At 71.5% G+C, this 13,673-nt stretch carries 12 protein-coding genes, 2 tRNA genes and 1 pseudogene; 1 reads left to right on the top strand and 14 read right to left on the bottom strand.

Annotated elements, in window-relative coordinates; translation table 11 throughout:
• The 14 genes and pseudogenes from CCN72_RS26075 to CCN72_RS39755 form a co-directional block, all read right to left on the bottom strand.
• A pseudogene (locus CCN72_RS26075) lies at positions 1-879 on the bottom strand (hypothetical protein); the annotation flags it as partial.
• Positions 876-1,571 carry a helix-hairpin-helix domain-containing protein gene (locus tag CCN72_RS41560; protein WP_341868894.1) on the bottom strand — a complete coding sequence of 232 codons (696 nt, stop codon included), beginning with the start codon at positions 1,569-1,571 and terminating at the stop codon, positions 876-878. The pseudogene CCN72_RS26075 and the gene CCN72_RS41560, both read right to left, overlap by 4 nt.
• A gap of 533 nt (positions 1,572-2,104) precedes the next feature.
• Positions 2,105-2,950: a DegV family protein gene (locus tag CCN72_RS26065; protein WP_086810104.1), complete on the bottom strand. Its 846-nt coding sequence runs from the start codon at positions 2,948-2,950 to the stop codon at positions 2,105-2,107.
• A 127-nt stretch (positions 2,951-3,077) separates the two neighbouring features.
• Complete coding sequence (locus CCN72_RS26060; RefSeq protein ID WP_086810102.1) at positions 3,078-3,734, bottom strand: hypothetical protein; 657 nt, start codon at positions 3,732-3,734, stop codon at positions 3,078-3,080.
• A gap of 128 nt (positions 3,735-3,862) precedes the next feature.
• The gene (gene leuS / locus CCN72_RS26055; protein WP_086810100.1) at positions 3,863-6,736 is read right to left on the bottom strand and encodes a leucine--tRNA ligase; all 2,874 of its coding nucleotides are present in this window, start codon (positions 6,734-6,736) and stop codon (positions 3,863-3,865) included.
• Between the two features lie 250 nt (positions 6,737-6,986).
• Positions 6,987-7,059: transfer RNA gene (locus CCN72_RS26050), tRNA-Ala, on the bottom strand.
• A 125-nt stretch (positions 7,060-7,184) separates the two neighbouring features.
• Positions 7,185-7,418, bottom strand: a complete 234-nt coding sequence (locus CCN72_RS26045; RefSeq protein ID WP_037655034.1) for a hypothetical protein — start codon at positions 7,416-7,418, stop codon at positions 7,185-7,187.
• Between the two features lie 133 nt (positions 7,419-7,551).
• Positions 7,552-7,624: transfer RNA gene (locus CCN72_RS26040), tRNA-Ala, on the bottom strand.
• A 97-nt stretch (positions 7,625-7,721) separates the two neighbouring features.
• Positions 7,722-8,390, bottom strand: a complete 669-nt coding sequence (locus CCN72_RS26035; RefSeq protein WP_086810109.1) for a histidine phosphatase family protein — start codon at positions 8,388-8,390, stop codon at positions 7,722-7,724.
• A complete protein-coding gene (gene rsfS, locus CCN72_RS26030; RefSeq protein WP_037655031.1) occupies positions 8,390-8,833 on the bottom strand; it encodes a ribosome silencing factor in 444 nt (147 codons plus the stop codon). Before rsfS ends, CCN72_RS26035 begins: the two co-directional genes overlap by 1 nt.
• A gap of 133 nt (positions 8,834-8,966) precedes the next feature.
• Positions 8,967-10,802, bottom strand: a complete 1,836-nt coding sequence (locus CCN72_RS26025; RefSeq protein WP_086810099.1) for a LytR C-terminal domain-containing protein — start codon at positions 10,800-10,802, stop codon at positions 8,967-8,969.
• 16 nt (positions 10,803-10,818) lie between these two features.
• The gene (gene nadD, locus CCN72_RS26020) at positions 10,819-11,520 is read right to left on the bottom strand and encodes a nicotinate-nucleotide adenylyltransferase (RefSeq protein ID WP_086810097.1); all 702 of its coding nucleotides are present in this window, start codon (positions 11,518-11,520) and stop codon (positions 10,819-10,821) included.
• 56 nt (positions 11,521-11,576) lie between these two features.
• Positions 11,577-11,732 (bottom strand): hypothetical protein, encoded by a 156-nt coding sequence (locus CCN72_RS39760; protein WP_164932529.1) that lies wholly within the window; start codon positions 11,730-11,732, stop codon positions 11,577-11,579.
• 131 nt (positions 11,733-11,863) lie between these two features.
• Positions 11,864-12,031: a hypothetical protein gene (locus tag CCN72_RS39755; protein WP_086810095.1), complete on the bottom strand. Its 168-nt coding sequence runs from the start codon at positions 12,029-12,031 to the stop codon at positions 11,864-11,866.
• A 100-nt stretch (positions 12,032-12,131) separates the two neighbouring features.
• Here CCN72_RS39755 and CCN72_RS26010 point away from each other — a divergent pair, with 100 nt between their 5' ends.
• A complete protein-coding gene (locus CCN72_RS26010; RefSeq protein ID WP_086810093.1) occupies positions 12,132-13,211 on the top strand; it encodes a M48 family metallopeptidase in 1,080 nt (359 codons plus the stop codon).
• Positions 13,212-13,673: the final 462 nt, after the last annotated feature.

Below are 13,673 nucleotides of genomic sequence, written 5' to 3'. Positions count from 1 at the left end.
GGGCAGCCCCCGCACCCTGAGCACGGCCGCCGTCCGGTCACCCCCGACGAGAGCGGGCGCCAGCCGCCCACCCACCCGCAACCGCGTGGACGGCAGCAGCCTCAGCCAGCCGGCCTGCCCGGCACGCGCCCGGGAGCCTCCGGCCGGCGCCGCCGCCTTCTCCGACGGCGCCCCGGAATCTTCCACCGACGCCGCCACCCCGTCCGATGGCGCCCTGGAACCTCCGGCAGCCGGCGCCGACCCGTCTCCGGCCGCCCCACGCACCCGGTCCGGTACCTCCGGGATCTCGGAAGTCTCCTGTTCCGACCGCGGTCCGCTACTCCTCTCCGGCCCCGCCACACCTCCGTCGACCACCACCAGAACCGGCGCCCGGGTCCGCGTGCTCCTCCCGTCGCTCTCCTCGACCCGCCGCACCTTTGCCCGGATCAGCACCGCCGCCGGAGCCGTGTGGTCCCCGCGCACCCGGGGTCTGCTCAGCCAGGGGTCTCCGGTCAGTTCGATGTCGGCGGTCACGGTGGCGGAGCGGCGGGCCAGTTCGGGGACAGGTCCGCGTCGTACGTCCGCGCCCTGCAACCCGGCGGAGGCGGCCGACGCGGCGACGCAGAGGAGCACCGCGGCGAGGGAGGCTCGCGCCCAGCCGGACCGGCGGCCCGGGGGTCCCGGAGGCTCGGGACCCGCCCGGCTCGCGCCCAGCAGGACGATCCCGCCGAGCAGGGAGACGGCCACGATCCACACGGTCCGGTCCACCGGGGCGTCCAGGGTGAGCGCCGCCGTGGCCCAGGCGGCGAGTGCGGGTGGTACCAGGCGCAGATCCAGGGGGCCCGGCTCGGCGCCCGGCTCGGGGTCGGGCCCGGTGCGGTGAGGAAGGGTGGCGCTCATGGTCGTACCAGGTCGCGAAGGTCGGTGAAGCGGCGGTCGCCGATGCCGTTGACCTGGCGGAGTTCGTCCACCGAGCGGAAACCGGCGTGCCGGGTGCGGTAGTCGATGATGTGGCGGGCCAGCACCGGGCCGACTCCCGGCAGGGTGTCGAGCTGGTCCTCGGTGGCCGTGTTGAGAGATACCTGCGCGGCCGGGCCGGACGGTGCCGCGGTGCCGGCGGGGGCGACGGCGGCCGCCGACTCGCCGACGACCACCTGCTCGCCGTCGACCAGGAAGCGGGCCCGGTTGAGGCCGTCGGTGTTCACGCCGGGCCGGACCCCGCCCGCCGCCCGCAACGCGTCGGCCACCCGGGAACCCGCGGGGAGGCGGCGGATCCCCGGAGCGCGGACCTTGCCGCCGATGTCCACGACGATCTGGCCGCCCGGAGTCGCGGGGCCGCCCCCGACGTCCCCACTCGCGCCGGGTGCCTTCGTGTATGTCGGCCGTGTGCGCACCACCTGGGGCGCGCTCACCGACTGCGGCCGGCCCACCCAGAAGTGCTGCACGGCGAAGAGCGCGGCCACCACCAGCAGCACGGCGAGCGCCACGGTCCCGCGCCGCTCCACCCCGCATCGCGACTGCAACCACACCGGCAGCCGCTCCCGCAGCGCGGTCCCGGCCCGCTCACGCCAGTCCGGGGGCGGCGGATCCATGTACTCCGGCGGCCGATCCATATGCTCCGACGGGCGACCCATGTGCCCCGACGGCCGGTCCACCGGTGCGGGAGTGCTCGAAGCAGGCGGCGCCTTCCCCGGCTTCCGGCGTTCCGACTCCCGACGTTCCGACTCCCTGCGTTCCGACTCCCTGCGTTCCGACTCCCAGCGCTCCGGCTCACGCGAATCCGGCTCCCGCCCCTCCGGCTCCCGCCGTCGCACGGTCTGTTCGCCGAAGAGGAGTTCCGCACGGCGCCGCAGATCCTCCGCGGGTGCGTGCGCGCGGTGCCGGACACGGCGGTGCTCGGACGCGCGATGCCGCATGCGGATGTCGGAGGCGGGACCGCGGCCGGGGCCGCTGGTCGGGGTGACGGTGCGAGGACGTGATCGAAGTGCCATGCGACGAGGATCGGACATCCCGTCACTTCGCGATGATCTTGGTCAATTCCCGGGGAAACCGGATGAGTTGTGGATAACTTCGCCACTCGTGTGAGTGACCCCCATCCCCGCCTCGGCCGCACCTCGTCCCGGTCTCACCGCGGTGAGACCACCGCGCCCAGCAGCCCCGGCCCGGTGTGCGCCCCGATCACCGCGCCCACCTCGCTGACGTGCAACTCCCCCAGTCCCGGCACCCGTTCCCGCAGCCGGTCGGCGAGTGCGGCGGCGCGTTCGGGGGCGGCCAGGTGGTGGACGGCGATGTCGACCTCCGCGCCCCCGGCCCGCTCGGCGGCGAGTTCTTCCAGGCGGGCGATCGCCTTCGAGGCCGTACGGACCTTCTCCAGCAGCTCGATGCGGCCGCCGTCGAGGCTGAGCAGGGGCTTGACCGCGAGCGCGGAGCCGAGCAGGGCCTGGGCGGCACCGATACGGCCACCGCGGCGCAGATAGTCGAGGGTGTCGACGTAGAAGTAGGCGGAGGTGCCGGCGGCCCGTTTCTCGGCGGCGGTGACGGCCTCGTCCACGGTGCCGCCCGCCTCCGCCGTCTCGGCCGCGGCGAGGGCGCAGAAGCCGAGGGCCATCGCGACCATCCCGGTGTCCACCACCCGCACGGGCACCGGCGCCTCGCGGGCCGCGAGGACGGCCGCGTCGTAGGTGCCGGACAACTCGCCGGACAGATGCAGGGAGACGATGCCGCGCGCGCCGGACTCGGCGACCCGGCGGTAGGTCTCGGCGAACACCTGGGGGCTCGGGCGCGAGGTGGTGACGGGGCGCCGCTTGGTCAGGGCCTGGGCGAGGGCGCGGGTGGAGATCTCGGTGCCCTCTTCGAGCGCCTGGTCGCCGAGGACCACGGTCAGGGGGACCGCCGTGATGCCGTGCCGCTCCATCGTCCGGTGCGGCAAGTAGGCCGTGGAATCGGTGACGATGGCGACATGGCGGGACATGAGCTGGAGGTTACCCGCCGGGGCGCACGCACGGCAGCCCGGCCCCTGACGTGTGCCCGCGGCCGGCCCCCGCAAGCCCGGATCGAACCCCCGGACAAGCCCGGCCCCCCGGGTGATCCGACGACGGTCAGGTGGTGCTCTCCGGGCGGGGGCTCTTCTGCCACGGGTACGACGGGCGCGGCGTCGGCGGGGTCAGCGAGTGCGGCGCGGGCTCCGGGGCCGGCTCGTCGGTGGTGCCGGGCCGGGTCCAGTGGCGCAGGGCGTCGGCCTCTATGTCGATCTGGGCGCTGAGGGTGCCGAGATCGTCGTCGGCGAAGCGGCGGGCGCGGTCGCGGACGGCCCAGCGCAGCGCGTCGGCGGACTGGGTGATCCGCTCGGTGCGGGCGCGCAGACCGGGCAGCCGGGCGGCGAGCGTGCCGCGGTCGGGCTCGGACTCCAGGCGTTTGAGGTCGGCGTCCAGCTCATGTCCATGAGCGCTGAGGCGCTCGAAGAGGCCCAGGGACTCCTTCAGCGACTCGTCCTCGGCCGAGCCCGCGTGCAGCGCGTCCTGGGTGGCGCGCATGGAGGTGCGCAGGGTGAGCCGCAGCTGGGCCAGCTCGGCGGCCGGGCCCACCTGGGCAAAGGACTTGGCGCGCAGCGTGTGGTCCTCGACGGTGCGCCGGGCCTGGACGATGGTGCGGTCCACGCCGCGCTTGGCGGCGCTCACCACCTTGATCGTGGCATACGCGCCCAGGGCGACGAAGGCCAGGAAGAACAGGGAGATGACGATGATCACTGCTTCCACGGCGCTCCTCCTCGGGCAGGTGCGCCGCGTGTCGCGGCACTCCTCAACGGTAAACGCAACGGGCAGGCCCGGGGTTCCAGAAAAACCCCGAACCTGCCCGTAGGGGAGTACCCCGAGAGGCGTCGTGATTACGCCGGAACGATGTTCACCAGCTTCGGCGCGCGCACGATGACCTTGCGGATGCCCGCGCCGTCCAGTGCCGCGACGACCTTCTCGTCGGACAGGGCCACCTTCTCCAGCTCCTCCTCGGAGATGCCCGGGGGCACCTCCAGGCGGGCCTTGACCTTGCCCTTGATCTGGACGACGCACGTCACGGTGTCATCGACCACGTACTGAGGGTCGGCGACCGGGAAGTCCTGGTGGACGACCGAGTCGGTGTGGCCCAGGCGGCGCCACAACTCCTCGGCGACGTGCGGGGCCAGCGGGGCGACCATCAGCACCAGCGGTTCGGCCACCGACTTCGGCAGGGCGGTGTTGGCCTTGGTCAGGTGGTTGTTCAGCTCGGTGACCTTGGCGATGGCGGTGTTGAAGCGCAGGCCCTCCAGGTCCTGGCGCACCCCGTCGATCGCCTTGTGCAGGGCGCGCAGCGTGTCCTCGTCGGGCGCCGCGTCGGTCACGGTCGGCTCGCCGGTGTTCTCGTCGACGATGTTGCGCCACAGCCGCTGCAACAGCCGGAACTGGCCGACGACCGCGCGCGTGTCCCAGGGGCGGGAGACGTCCAGCGGGCCCATGGCCATCTCGTACAGGCGCAGGGTGTCGGCGCCGTACTCGGCGGCGATCTCGTCCGGGGTCACCGCGTTCTTCAGGGACTTGCCCATCTTGCCCAGCAGGCGGCTGACCTTCTCGCCCTGGTGGTAGTACGCGCCGTCGCGCTCCTCCACCTCGGCGGCCGGCACGGCGATGCCGCGGCTGTCGCGGTACACGTAGGCCTGGATCATGCCCTGGTTGAACAGCTTGTGGAACGGCTCCGCGGAGGAGACGTGCCCCAGGTCGAACAGCACCTTGGACCAGAAGCGGGCGTACAGCAGGTGCAGCACGGCGTGCTCGGCGCCGCCCACGTACAGGTCGACACCGCCGTGCGGCTGGCCCTCGCGCGGGCCCATCCAGTACCGCTCGATCTCCGGGTCGACCATCTTCTGGTCGTTGTGCGGGTCCAGGTAGCGGAATTCGTACCAGCAGGAACCGGCCCAGTTGGGCATGGTGTTGGTCTCGCGGCGGTACTTCTTCGGCCCGTCGCCCAGGTCCAGGGTGACGTGGACCCACTCGTCGTTGCGCGACAGGGGGGTCTCGGGCTGGGTGTTCGCGTCGTCCGGGTCGAAGGTGCGCGGGCTGTAGTCCTCGACCTCGGGCAGCTCCAGCGGCAGCATCGACTCGGGCAGCGAGTGCGCGACGCCATCCTCGTCGTAGACGATCGGGAAGGGCTCGCCCCAGTAGCGCTGGCGGCTGAACAGCCAGTCGCGCAGGCGGAAGTTGACGGTGCCCCGGCCGATGCCCTTGCGCTCCAGCCACTCGGTGATGCGCGCCTTGGCCTCGGTGACGCCCAGGCCGTCCAGGGTGATGCCCTCGCCCGTCGAGTTGACGATCTTCGCGTCGTACGAGGCGAACGCGTCGTCCCAGTCGGCGGTGTCGGTGCCCCGGCCGTCGGTCGGCTCGACCACACAGCGCACGGGCAGCTCGAAGGCGCGCGCGAAGGCGAAGTCACGGGTGTCGTGCGCGGGTACGGCCATGATCGCGCCGGTGCCGTAGCCCATCAGCACGTAGTCGGCGATGAAGACGGGGACCTGCTCGCCGTTGACCGGGTTGACGGCGAAGACACCGGTGAAGACGCCGGTCTTGTCCTTGGCCTCGGCCTGGCGCTCGACGTCGGACTTGGCGGCGGCCTGCGCGCGGTAGGCGGCGACGGCCTCGGCGGGGGTGGCGTGGCCGCCGGTCCACGCCTCGCGGGTGCCCTCGGGCCAGGCCGCGGGGGTGAACTTGTCGGCCAGGGGGTGTTCGGGCGCCAGCACCATGTAGGTGGCGCCGAACAGGGTGTCCGGGCGGGTGGTGAAGACCGTGATCTTCTCGCCGTCGACGGGGAAGTCGACGCGGGCGCCCTCGCTGCGGCCGATCCAGTTGCGCTGCTGCAACTTGATGGCCTCGGGCCAGTCCAGCTCCTCCAGGTCCGCCAGCAGGCGGTCCGCGTAGGCGGTGATGCGCATGTTCCACTGGCGCAGCTTGGACTTGAAGACGGGGAAGTTGCCGCGCTCGCTGCGGCCGTCGGCGGTGACCTCCTCGTTGGCCAGCACGGTGCCCAGACCGGGGCACCAGTTGACCGGCGCGTCGGAGGCGTAGGCCAGGCGGTACTCGCCCAGGACGTCGGCGCGCTCGGTGGCGCTCAGCTCGTTCCAGCCGCGCGTGGTGCCCTCGATCGCGCGCTCACCGGTCTCGAACTGGGCGATCAGCTCGGCGATCGGGCGGGCCTTGCCGGCCTCCTCGTCGTACCAGGAGTTGAAGATCTGCAAGAAGATCCACTGGGTCCACTTGTAGTAGTCCGGGTCGATCGTGGCGAAGGAGCGGCGCTTGTCGTGGCCCAGGCCCAGCCGGCGCAGCTGGGCCTTCATGTTCTCCATGTTGGCCTCGGTGGACACGCGCGGGTGCGTGCCGGTCTGCACGGCGTACTGCTCGGCGGGCAGGCCGAAGGCGTCGAAGCCCAGGGTGTGCAGGACGTTGTGGCCGGTCATGCGCTGGAACCGGGCGTAGACGTCGGTGGCGATGTAGCCCAGCGGGTGGCCGACGTGCAGGCCGGCGCCGGAGGGGTACGGGAACATGTCCATGATGAACTTCTTGGGCTTGGCGGCGTCCTCGCCCGCCAGGTCGCCCTGGGGGTTGTCCGCGGCATACGTGCCGTCGGCGTCCCAGAAGTCCTGCCAGCGTGCCTCGATGTCGGCGGCCATGGCGGCCGTGTAGCGGTACGGGGCGGCTTCCGCCGGGGTCGCGGCGGCAGCGGGGTTCGTCTCGCTCATGATCCTCAAAGCTCCATCGATCGTCTCTGCCAGCAGAAATGAAAAATCCCCTCACGCAGGAGGGGACGCCGCGCCGATGCCGACCTCACGGGTACCACCGGGGTCGGTACTGATCAGCGCGGCCCGCTAAGCAGAAGGCGTACGGCACGCATGGCGCCTAGGGTACCGCAGGCGTCGATCCGACGGGGACACAGGGTGCAAATAGGCCGAGAGCGGATCATCCTTCCGGATGATCCGCTCTCGACTTCTGTGGAGCTAAGGAGAATTGAACTCCTGACCTCCTGCATGCCATGCAGGCGCTCTACCAACTGAGCTATAGCCCCTTGTTTTGTTTCTCCGCCCGGTTCCCCCGGCGACGTCGTAAACATTACAGGCACGGGGCCGGAGCGCCAAATCGGTTTCCACTGCGACCAATTGGTCGCGAATGTCCGTTTCTACGATGATCGGCTCAGGCGGCGACGAAGGAGTAGAACCGCTTGAGGGTGCAGTGCTCCTCCAGGAGGCGACCGTAGATCGGCTCGCCCTCCAGCTCCCGGTACGTCTCGATGGGGTCGCCTTTTATGATCAGCGCCCGCGCGCATTCCTCGCACCAGTACTGGTAGTCGGCGTTGACCGGCTCCATGTCGCGCACGATGGGCGTACCGCTGCCGCACCAGTCGCACTTCCGCCTGTGTGCACCCATCGATCAGCTCCCGTCGGACCGCACCCCCTTCCGGCCGTCCGATTCTGCCATGAGGGGACCGACACGGTCAGCGACGCTTCAGTAGCACAAACAGAAGATCCCGCCCCCTGACGGGGACGGGATCTTCCTCCTGTGGAGCTAAGGAGAATTGAACTCCTGACCTCCTGCATGCCATGCAGGCGCTCTACCAACTGAGCTATAGCCCCTTGCTGTGTTCTTCCCGCTCGGCGGGGCGAACAAGAAGAACTTTAGCCTGTGACCTGCCGGAAAGTGAAATCCGGGGTGTGCGGCGCCGCCGCGGGCTCAGTCGTCGTCGCCGAGGACCGGCTCGGGGAGGGTGCCCGCGTTGTGCTCCAGCAGGCGCCAGCCGCGCGCGCCCTCGCCCAGCACGGACCAGCAGCAGTTGGAGAGGCCGCCGAGGCTCTCCCAGTGCGGGGACTGGAGGCCGAGCAGCCGGCCGATGGTGGTGCGGATGGTGCCGCCGTGGCTGACGATCACCAGGGTGCCGTCCACCGGCAGCTTCTCCACATGCCGCAGGACGACGGGCGCGGCCCGGTCGGCGACCTCGGTCTCCAGTTCGCCCCCGCCGCGGCGGATCGCCTCACCGCGCTTCCAGGCGGCGTACTCGTCGCCGTGGCGGGCGATGATCTCCGCGTGCGTGAGCCCCTGCCAGACGCCCGCGTAGGTCTCCCGCAGGCCCTCCTCCCGGGTGACGTCGAGACCGGTGAGGGCGGCCAGCTCGGCGGCCGTGTCCGCGGCCCGCGTCAGGTCCGAGGAGACGATCGCGTCGGGGCGCAGGGAGGCCAGCAGCCGGGCGGCGCGGCGGGCCTGCCCGACACCGGTCTCGGTCAGCGGCACGTCGGTGCTGCCCTGGAAGCGGCGCTCCACGTTCCACGAGGTCTGGCCGTGCCGCCACAGGATGACGCGGCGGCCGCGGTCCCGGCGGTCGGTCACCTCACCGGTGGCGCTCATCACCACTGCCCGCCCGGCTCCCCGTCGGCCTCGGACTCCAGGAGCTTGGCGTGCTCCTCGCCCTTGCCGCGGGTGGCCTTGGCGTCGGCCGGCAGCTCCAGCTCGGGGCAGTCCTTCCACAGCCGCTCCAGGGCGTAGAAGACACGCTCCTCGCTGTGCTGGACGTGGACCACGATGTCGACGTAGTCGAGCAGGATCCAGCGGGCGTCGCGGTCGCCCTCGCGGCGCACCGGCTTGGCGCCGAGCTCCTTCTGGAGGCGCTCCTCGATCTCGTCGACGATGGCCTTGACCTGGCGGTCGTTCGGCGCGGAAGCGAGCAGGAAGGCGTCCGTGATCGACAGGACGTCGCTGACGTCGTAGGCGATGACGTCATGGGCGAGCTTGTCGGCAGCCGCCTGGGCGGCGGTGTGGATGAGCTCAAGGGAACGATCGGTGGCGGTCACTGCGTGGCTTTCCGTCGGCGGGCACTGAACCTCAAGGGTCTCACGGACCGCCGGGGGCACCCCACGTGATTAAAGGCATCGCCAAGGGCGCCCCGCGCGAGCAGCGGCTCGCGAAAGGCGCCCCGGCGTGCGCTCAGGAGCCGGACGGCTTGTAGTCCTGGCCCAGGACCACCGAGACATCGGCGCCCGAGGAGACCGAGCCCTTGGTGACGGAGCCCGCGGGCAGGCCGAGGGTCTTGGCGACCTCGGTGGCGTTCTGCTTGTCCGAGGCGTCCTGGTAGACGACCTTCGAGGTCGCCTTGCTGCCGCCGCTGCCGCCCTCCAGGAAGGTGAAGCCGCCGTTCAGGAGCACCACGCGGGCCTGCTCGGTGTCGTCCTTGACGCCGGTGGCGTTCTGCACCGAGACCCGGACCGCGCTGCCGGCGTCGGGGCTCTTGGCGGTGCCGCCGAGGATGTCCTTGACCACGCTGTCGCTGGTCTGGGCGGTGAGCGTGCCGTCCGGCTGCACCGGCAGGAGGGCCGTCCTGTAGTCGCCCTCCTTGGCGAGGTCGGCGAGCTTGGCCAGGAAGGTGCCGAGGTCCTTGTCGGTGAGCGAGGGGTCGAGGATCTGCGCGAGGCTCTGCACGGTCACCGTGGCGTCCGAGGCGTCGGTCGAGATCTTGCGCAGCACGCCCTGTATGACCTGCCCGAACCGCTCCAGCTGGGCGTTCTCCGACTCGCCGGGGGCCCGGTAGGTGGCGTAGGCGACGGCCATCTTGCCGCTGAGGGTCTGATCGCCGCCCTTGGCGACGAGCGGCTCGGCGCCCTTCTTCTTGGCGTCCGGGTCGGGCACGGCGACATTGGTGTCCATGTCGATGTTGCCGACGAGGTCGACCAGGTTCTGGAGGTAGGGCGTGTCCAGACGCCAGGTGCCCTGGATGTTGGTGCCGAGGACGGTGTCCAGCTGGTCGCGGGTGCCGGAGGAGCCGTCCTCGTCCACCGACTTGGCGAGGGTCGTGGTGGAGCCGTCGTCGTCGGTCAGCGCCAGGGAGTTGGGCAGCAGGACGGTGCTGCCCCGCTTGGTGGTGGTGTTGTCGACCAGCAGCACGGTGGAGGTGCCGCGTTTGCCGGTGTTGTGCAGATGGACGACGATCACATCGCGCTTCTGGGCGCCGGCCGCCACGGCCGCGCCCCCGCCACCGGCGGAGGAGGACAGGAAGGGCAGCTTCCCGGCGTACCAGAGGTAGCCGACGCCGCCGGCCGCAACCAGGGCGAGGACGACGCCGAGGGCGACGAGCCGGCTGCGGGCGCGGCGGCGGGCCTCCTCGCGGCGCTCGGTGCGGTTCTCGGTGAACTTCAGCCAGTCGATGACGTCCTCGGAGTCGCCGTCCGGCTCCTCCACGAACGCGAACTGCTCGGTGCGGTAGTCCGGTTCGCCGTCCGCGTGCCCGGCGTCGCCGTCGTCCCCGTCGTCGTCGCTCGCGAGTTCCGCGTAGGGGTTGTGCCGGGGCGGGTCCTGGGGGCGCGCCTGCTGGGGGATGTGCGCGGTCTGCTCGGCGACCCGGGGCTGCTGCCCGCTGCTCGCCGCCTGCCCGTAGGGGTCGTACCCGGGATGCCCGGAATTCCCCCCGTGCTCCTGGCCCTGGGTCCCGTAGGGGTCGTAACCGCCGTAGCCGTCGTTGCCGTGGTAGCCCTCGTTGCCGTGGTAGCCATCGTTGTCGGAGTAGCCGTCGGCCGAGGGGTACGACGGGACCTGCGGCTGCTGCCCGGTGCCGTACGACCCGTACGGGCGCGCCGGCTGAGAGGTGCCGGTGCCGTAGGGGTCGTAGCCGTATCCCTGCTGCTGGGCATAGGGGTCGTAGGCTCCGGCTCCGGACCCGGGCCCGGAGCCGCCCGGGGCCTGCTGCGCCGGAACCTGGCGGTAGACGGGCTGTCCGTACTCGTCGTAGCCGACGATCTCGTACTGTCCCGCGTCGTATCGGTCGTTCACCGGTGCCCCTCTCGGCTCACTCGCCGCGGTACAGCTCGCGCTTGTCGATGTAGCGCACGACTCCGTCCGGCACCATGTACCAGATGGGGTCGCCCTTGGCGACTCTCGCACGGCAGTCTGTGGAGGAAATGGCGAGCGCCGGAACCTCGACCAACGAGACGCCGCCCTCCGGCAGTCCCGGGTTGCTGAGGTGGTGGCCGGGCCGGGTGACGCCGATGAAGTGCGCGAGGGAGAACAGCTCCTCGCTGTCGCGCCAGGTCAGCAGCTGGGCGAGGGCGTCGGCACCGGTGATGAAGAACAGGTCGGTGTCCGGGTTGAGGGCGCGCAGGTCGCGCAGGGTGTCCACGGTGTAGGTGGGGCCGCCGCGGTCGATGTCGATACGGCTGACGGAGAACTGCGGGTTCTCGGCGGTGGCGATGACCGTCATCAGATAGCGGTCCTCGGCCGGGGAGACCAGGCGGTGGGACTTCTGCCACGGCTGGCCGGTGGGGACGAACACCACCTCGTCCAGCTGGAACTGCGCGGCGACCTCGCTGGCCGCCACGAGGTGCCCGTGGTGGATCGGGTCGAAGGTGCCGCCCATGACGCCCAGGCGCCGCTTGCCGGGGCGGGCGGGGCCGTGGCCCGGCCGGTGCCGGCGGTACTGCGGCTGGTCGGTCATGTCGGCGTCGTCGGCGCCATCGTGCGCCGGACCGGTAGGCATGTCCTGCTCTCCCATGCGTGCAGACCCTACCGGCCCGGTCCTCGGCGTCCGGCCGGGGCCGGTCCCCCGGCTCAGCGGTCGCGGTTGAAGCGGGTGGTGATCCACAGCAGGAGAAGCAGGATGATGAAGGCGGCGCCGCCGGTGACGGCGGGGTTCAGGCTGTCGTGGTGGCCGCCCTCTTCGGCGGCGAGGGAGATCAGCGGGGCTGCGGCGCTGGTGAGCATCATCTTCGACAGGACCTATCGCGTGTGGGCGGGATAAAGACGTCGACTCATCGTATGCGGGCGGTCCTTCGGCGATCACGCCGACTCCGCCGTTGGGAAGCGCGGGGGCCGGGGCGGGGAACTCCCACCGCCCCTCAGTCGTCCTTCTGCTTGTAGCCGCGCAGCAGGAACCAGGCGGTCAGCGCGCAGCCCAGGATCATCACGATCAGCACGATGCGGAGCATGTCGCCTCCGCCCCCCTGCTGCTGGGCGGCGCTCGCTGCGGCCTCGGTCAGCCGGGCGGCTGCGGGGTGGTGCTCCATGGCGTGGACTCCTTCGGCTGTCTGCCCGTCCACGGTATCTCCGCCTAGGCTGAACCCCGCCTCGGGGGCTCACCGCACTCACACGCACTTGGGGGAAGACATGCACGACGGCGATCGGCAGGGCGGGCACGAGCGGGTGCCCAGCAGGCAGCGGACGCGCTTTCCGGGGATCTCCTCGCGGGCGTACGAGCACCCGGCGGACCGGTCCGCCCTGGTGGCGCTGCGCAAGCTCAGCGGGTTCGACCAGGTGTTCAAGGCACTGAGCGGACTGCTGCCGGAGCGGAGCCTGCGGCTGCTGTTCCTGTCCGACTCGGTGCGCGTCTCCGAACGGCAGTTCGGTCATCTGCACGACATGCTGCTGGACGCCTGCTACATCCTGGACCTGCCGAAGGTCCCGCCGATGTACGTCACCCAGGACCCGCAGCCGAACGCGATGTGCATCGGCCTGGACGAGCCGATCATCGTGATCTCCACGGGTCTGGTGGAGCTGCTGGACGAGGAGGAGATGCGCGCGGTCGTCGGCCATGAGGTCGGCCACGCGCTGTCCGGGCACTCCGTGTACCGCACCGTGCTGCTGTTCCTGACGAACCTGGCGATCAAGGTCGCCTGGATCCCGCTGGGCAATCTCGCGATCATGGCGATCATCGCGGCGCTGCGGGAGTGGTTCCGCAAGTCCGAACTCTCCGCGGACCGGGCCGGGCTGCTGGTGGGCCAGGACGTACGGGCCTCGATGCGCGGCCTGATGAAGATCGCGGGCGGCAACCACCTGCACGAGATGAACGTGGACGCGTTCCTGGAGCAGGCCGAGGAGTACGACTCCGGCGGCGACCTGCGCGACTCCGTGCTGAAGATCCTCAATGTGCTGCCCCGCTCGCACCCGTTCACCACCGTGCGCGCCGCCGAGCTGAAGAAGTGGGCCGAGTCGCGGGACTACCAGCGGATCATGGACGGCCACTACCCGCGCCGCGACGACGACAAGGACGCCAGGGTCAGCGACTCCTTCCGGGAGTCCGCGGCGAGCTACGCGAGCGATGTCAAGGACTCCAAGGACCCGCTGATGAAGCTGGTCAGCGATCTGGCGGGCGGCGCGGGCGATCTGGGCGGCCGCGTCAAGCGCGGCTTCGACGGTTTCAAGAGCCCGCCGCCGGCCAAGGGCGGTCCGGCCCCGGCGGGCGAGTAGGACGGCACGAGGCCCGGGCCCGGAGTCCCGCGAGGCCCCGGGCCCGGCGGGACTCCGGCGTGCGCCCGGTGGGAGTCTGCCGGGGCCTGGCGGCGGCTCGGGTCGGGCCCCGGCCCTGGCAGCGGCTCCGGTCGGGGCGCGATGGGGGCTCCGGTCGGGCGGAAGGCTTTGGACGAGGTGCGGCAGGCGCTCCGAGTGCGGCCGGTTCGGCATCGCCGGGTGCCGACCGACGACCGGGATCCGCCCGTCGGATCGACATGCCGCCGAGCGGAAAGGCGGCGGTTCGATCGCCCAGCCGCCGTACAACGGGGACGGGCCGCCGCGGGAGGAAGACGCGCCCCCTGGTCGCTCCCCTCATGCCCGCTCACGCCCTGGGCTGCGCCCCCGTGGCCAGCGTGCCGCACAAGGAGGCGGGGCTGTCCGTCTGGTACGGGTCGGTGCCCGCGGGGGCGCAGCCCAGGG

Origin of the sequence: Streptomyces murinus (assembly GCF_002154555.1) — a bacterium.
GTDB lineage: Bacteria > Actinomycetota > Actinomycetes > Streptomycetales > Streptomycetaceae > Streptomyces > Streptomyces murinus.
This window is presented reverse-complemented; position numbering and strand designations above follow the sequence as displayed.

Bases quoted from the DNA above. Each gene is read 5' to 3' on its own strand.
- CCN72_RS41560 (WP_341868894.1), bottom strand. From the start codon at position 1,571: ATGGATCCGCCGCCCCCGGACTGGCGTGAGCGGGCCGGGACCGCGCTG.
- CCN72_RS26065 (WP_086810104.1), bottom strand. From the start codon at position 2,950: ATGTCCCGCCATGTCGCCATCGTCACCGATTCCACGGCCTACTTGCCG.
- leuS (WP_086810100.1), bottom strand. From the start codon at position 6,736: ATGAGCGAGACGAACCCCGCTGCCGCCGCGACCCCGGCGGAAGCCGCC.
- CCN72_RS26045 (WP_037655034.1), bottom strand. From the start codon at position 7,418: ATGGGTGCACACAGGCGGAAGTGCGACTGGTGCGGCAGCGGTACGCCC.
- CCN72_RS26035 (WP_086810109.1), bottom strand. From the start codon at position 8,390: ATGAGCGCCACCGGTGAGGTGACCGACCGCCGGGACCGCGGCCGCCGC.
- nadD (WP_086810097.1), bottom strand. From the start codon at position 11,520: ATGGGAGAGCAGGACATGCCTACCGGTCCGGCGCACGATGGCGCCGAC.
- CCN72_RS39760 (WP_164932529.1), bottom strand. From the start codon at position 11,732: ATGATGCTCACCAGCGCCGCAGCCCCGCTGATCTCCCTCGCCGCCGAA.
- CCN72_RS39755 (WP_086810095.1), bottom strand. From the start codon at position 12,031: ATGGAGCACCACCCCGCAGCCGCCCGGCTGACCGAGGCCGCAGCGAGC.
- CCN72_RS26010 (WP_086810093.1), top strand. From the start codon at position 12,132: ATGCACGACGGCGATCGGCAGGGCGGGCACGAGCGGGTGCCCAGCAGG.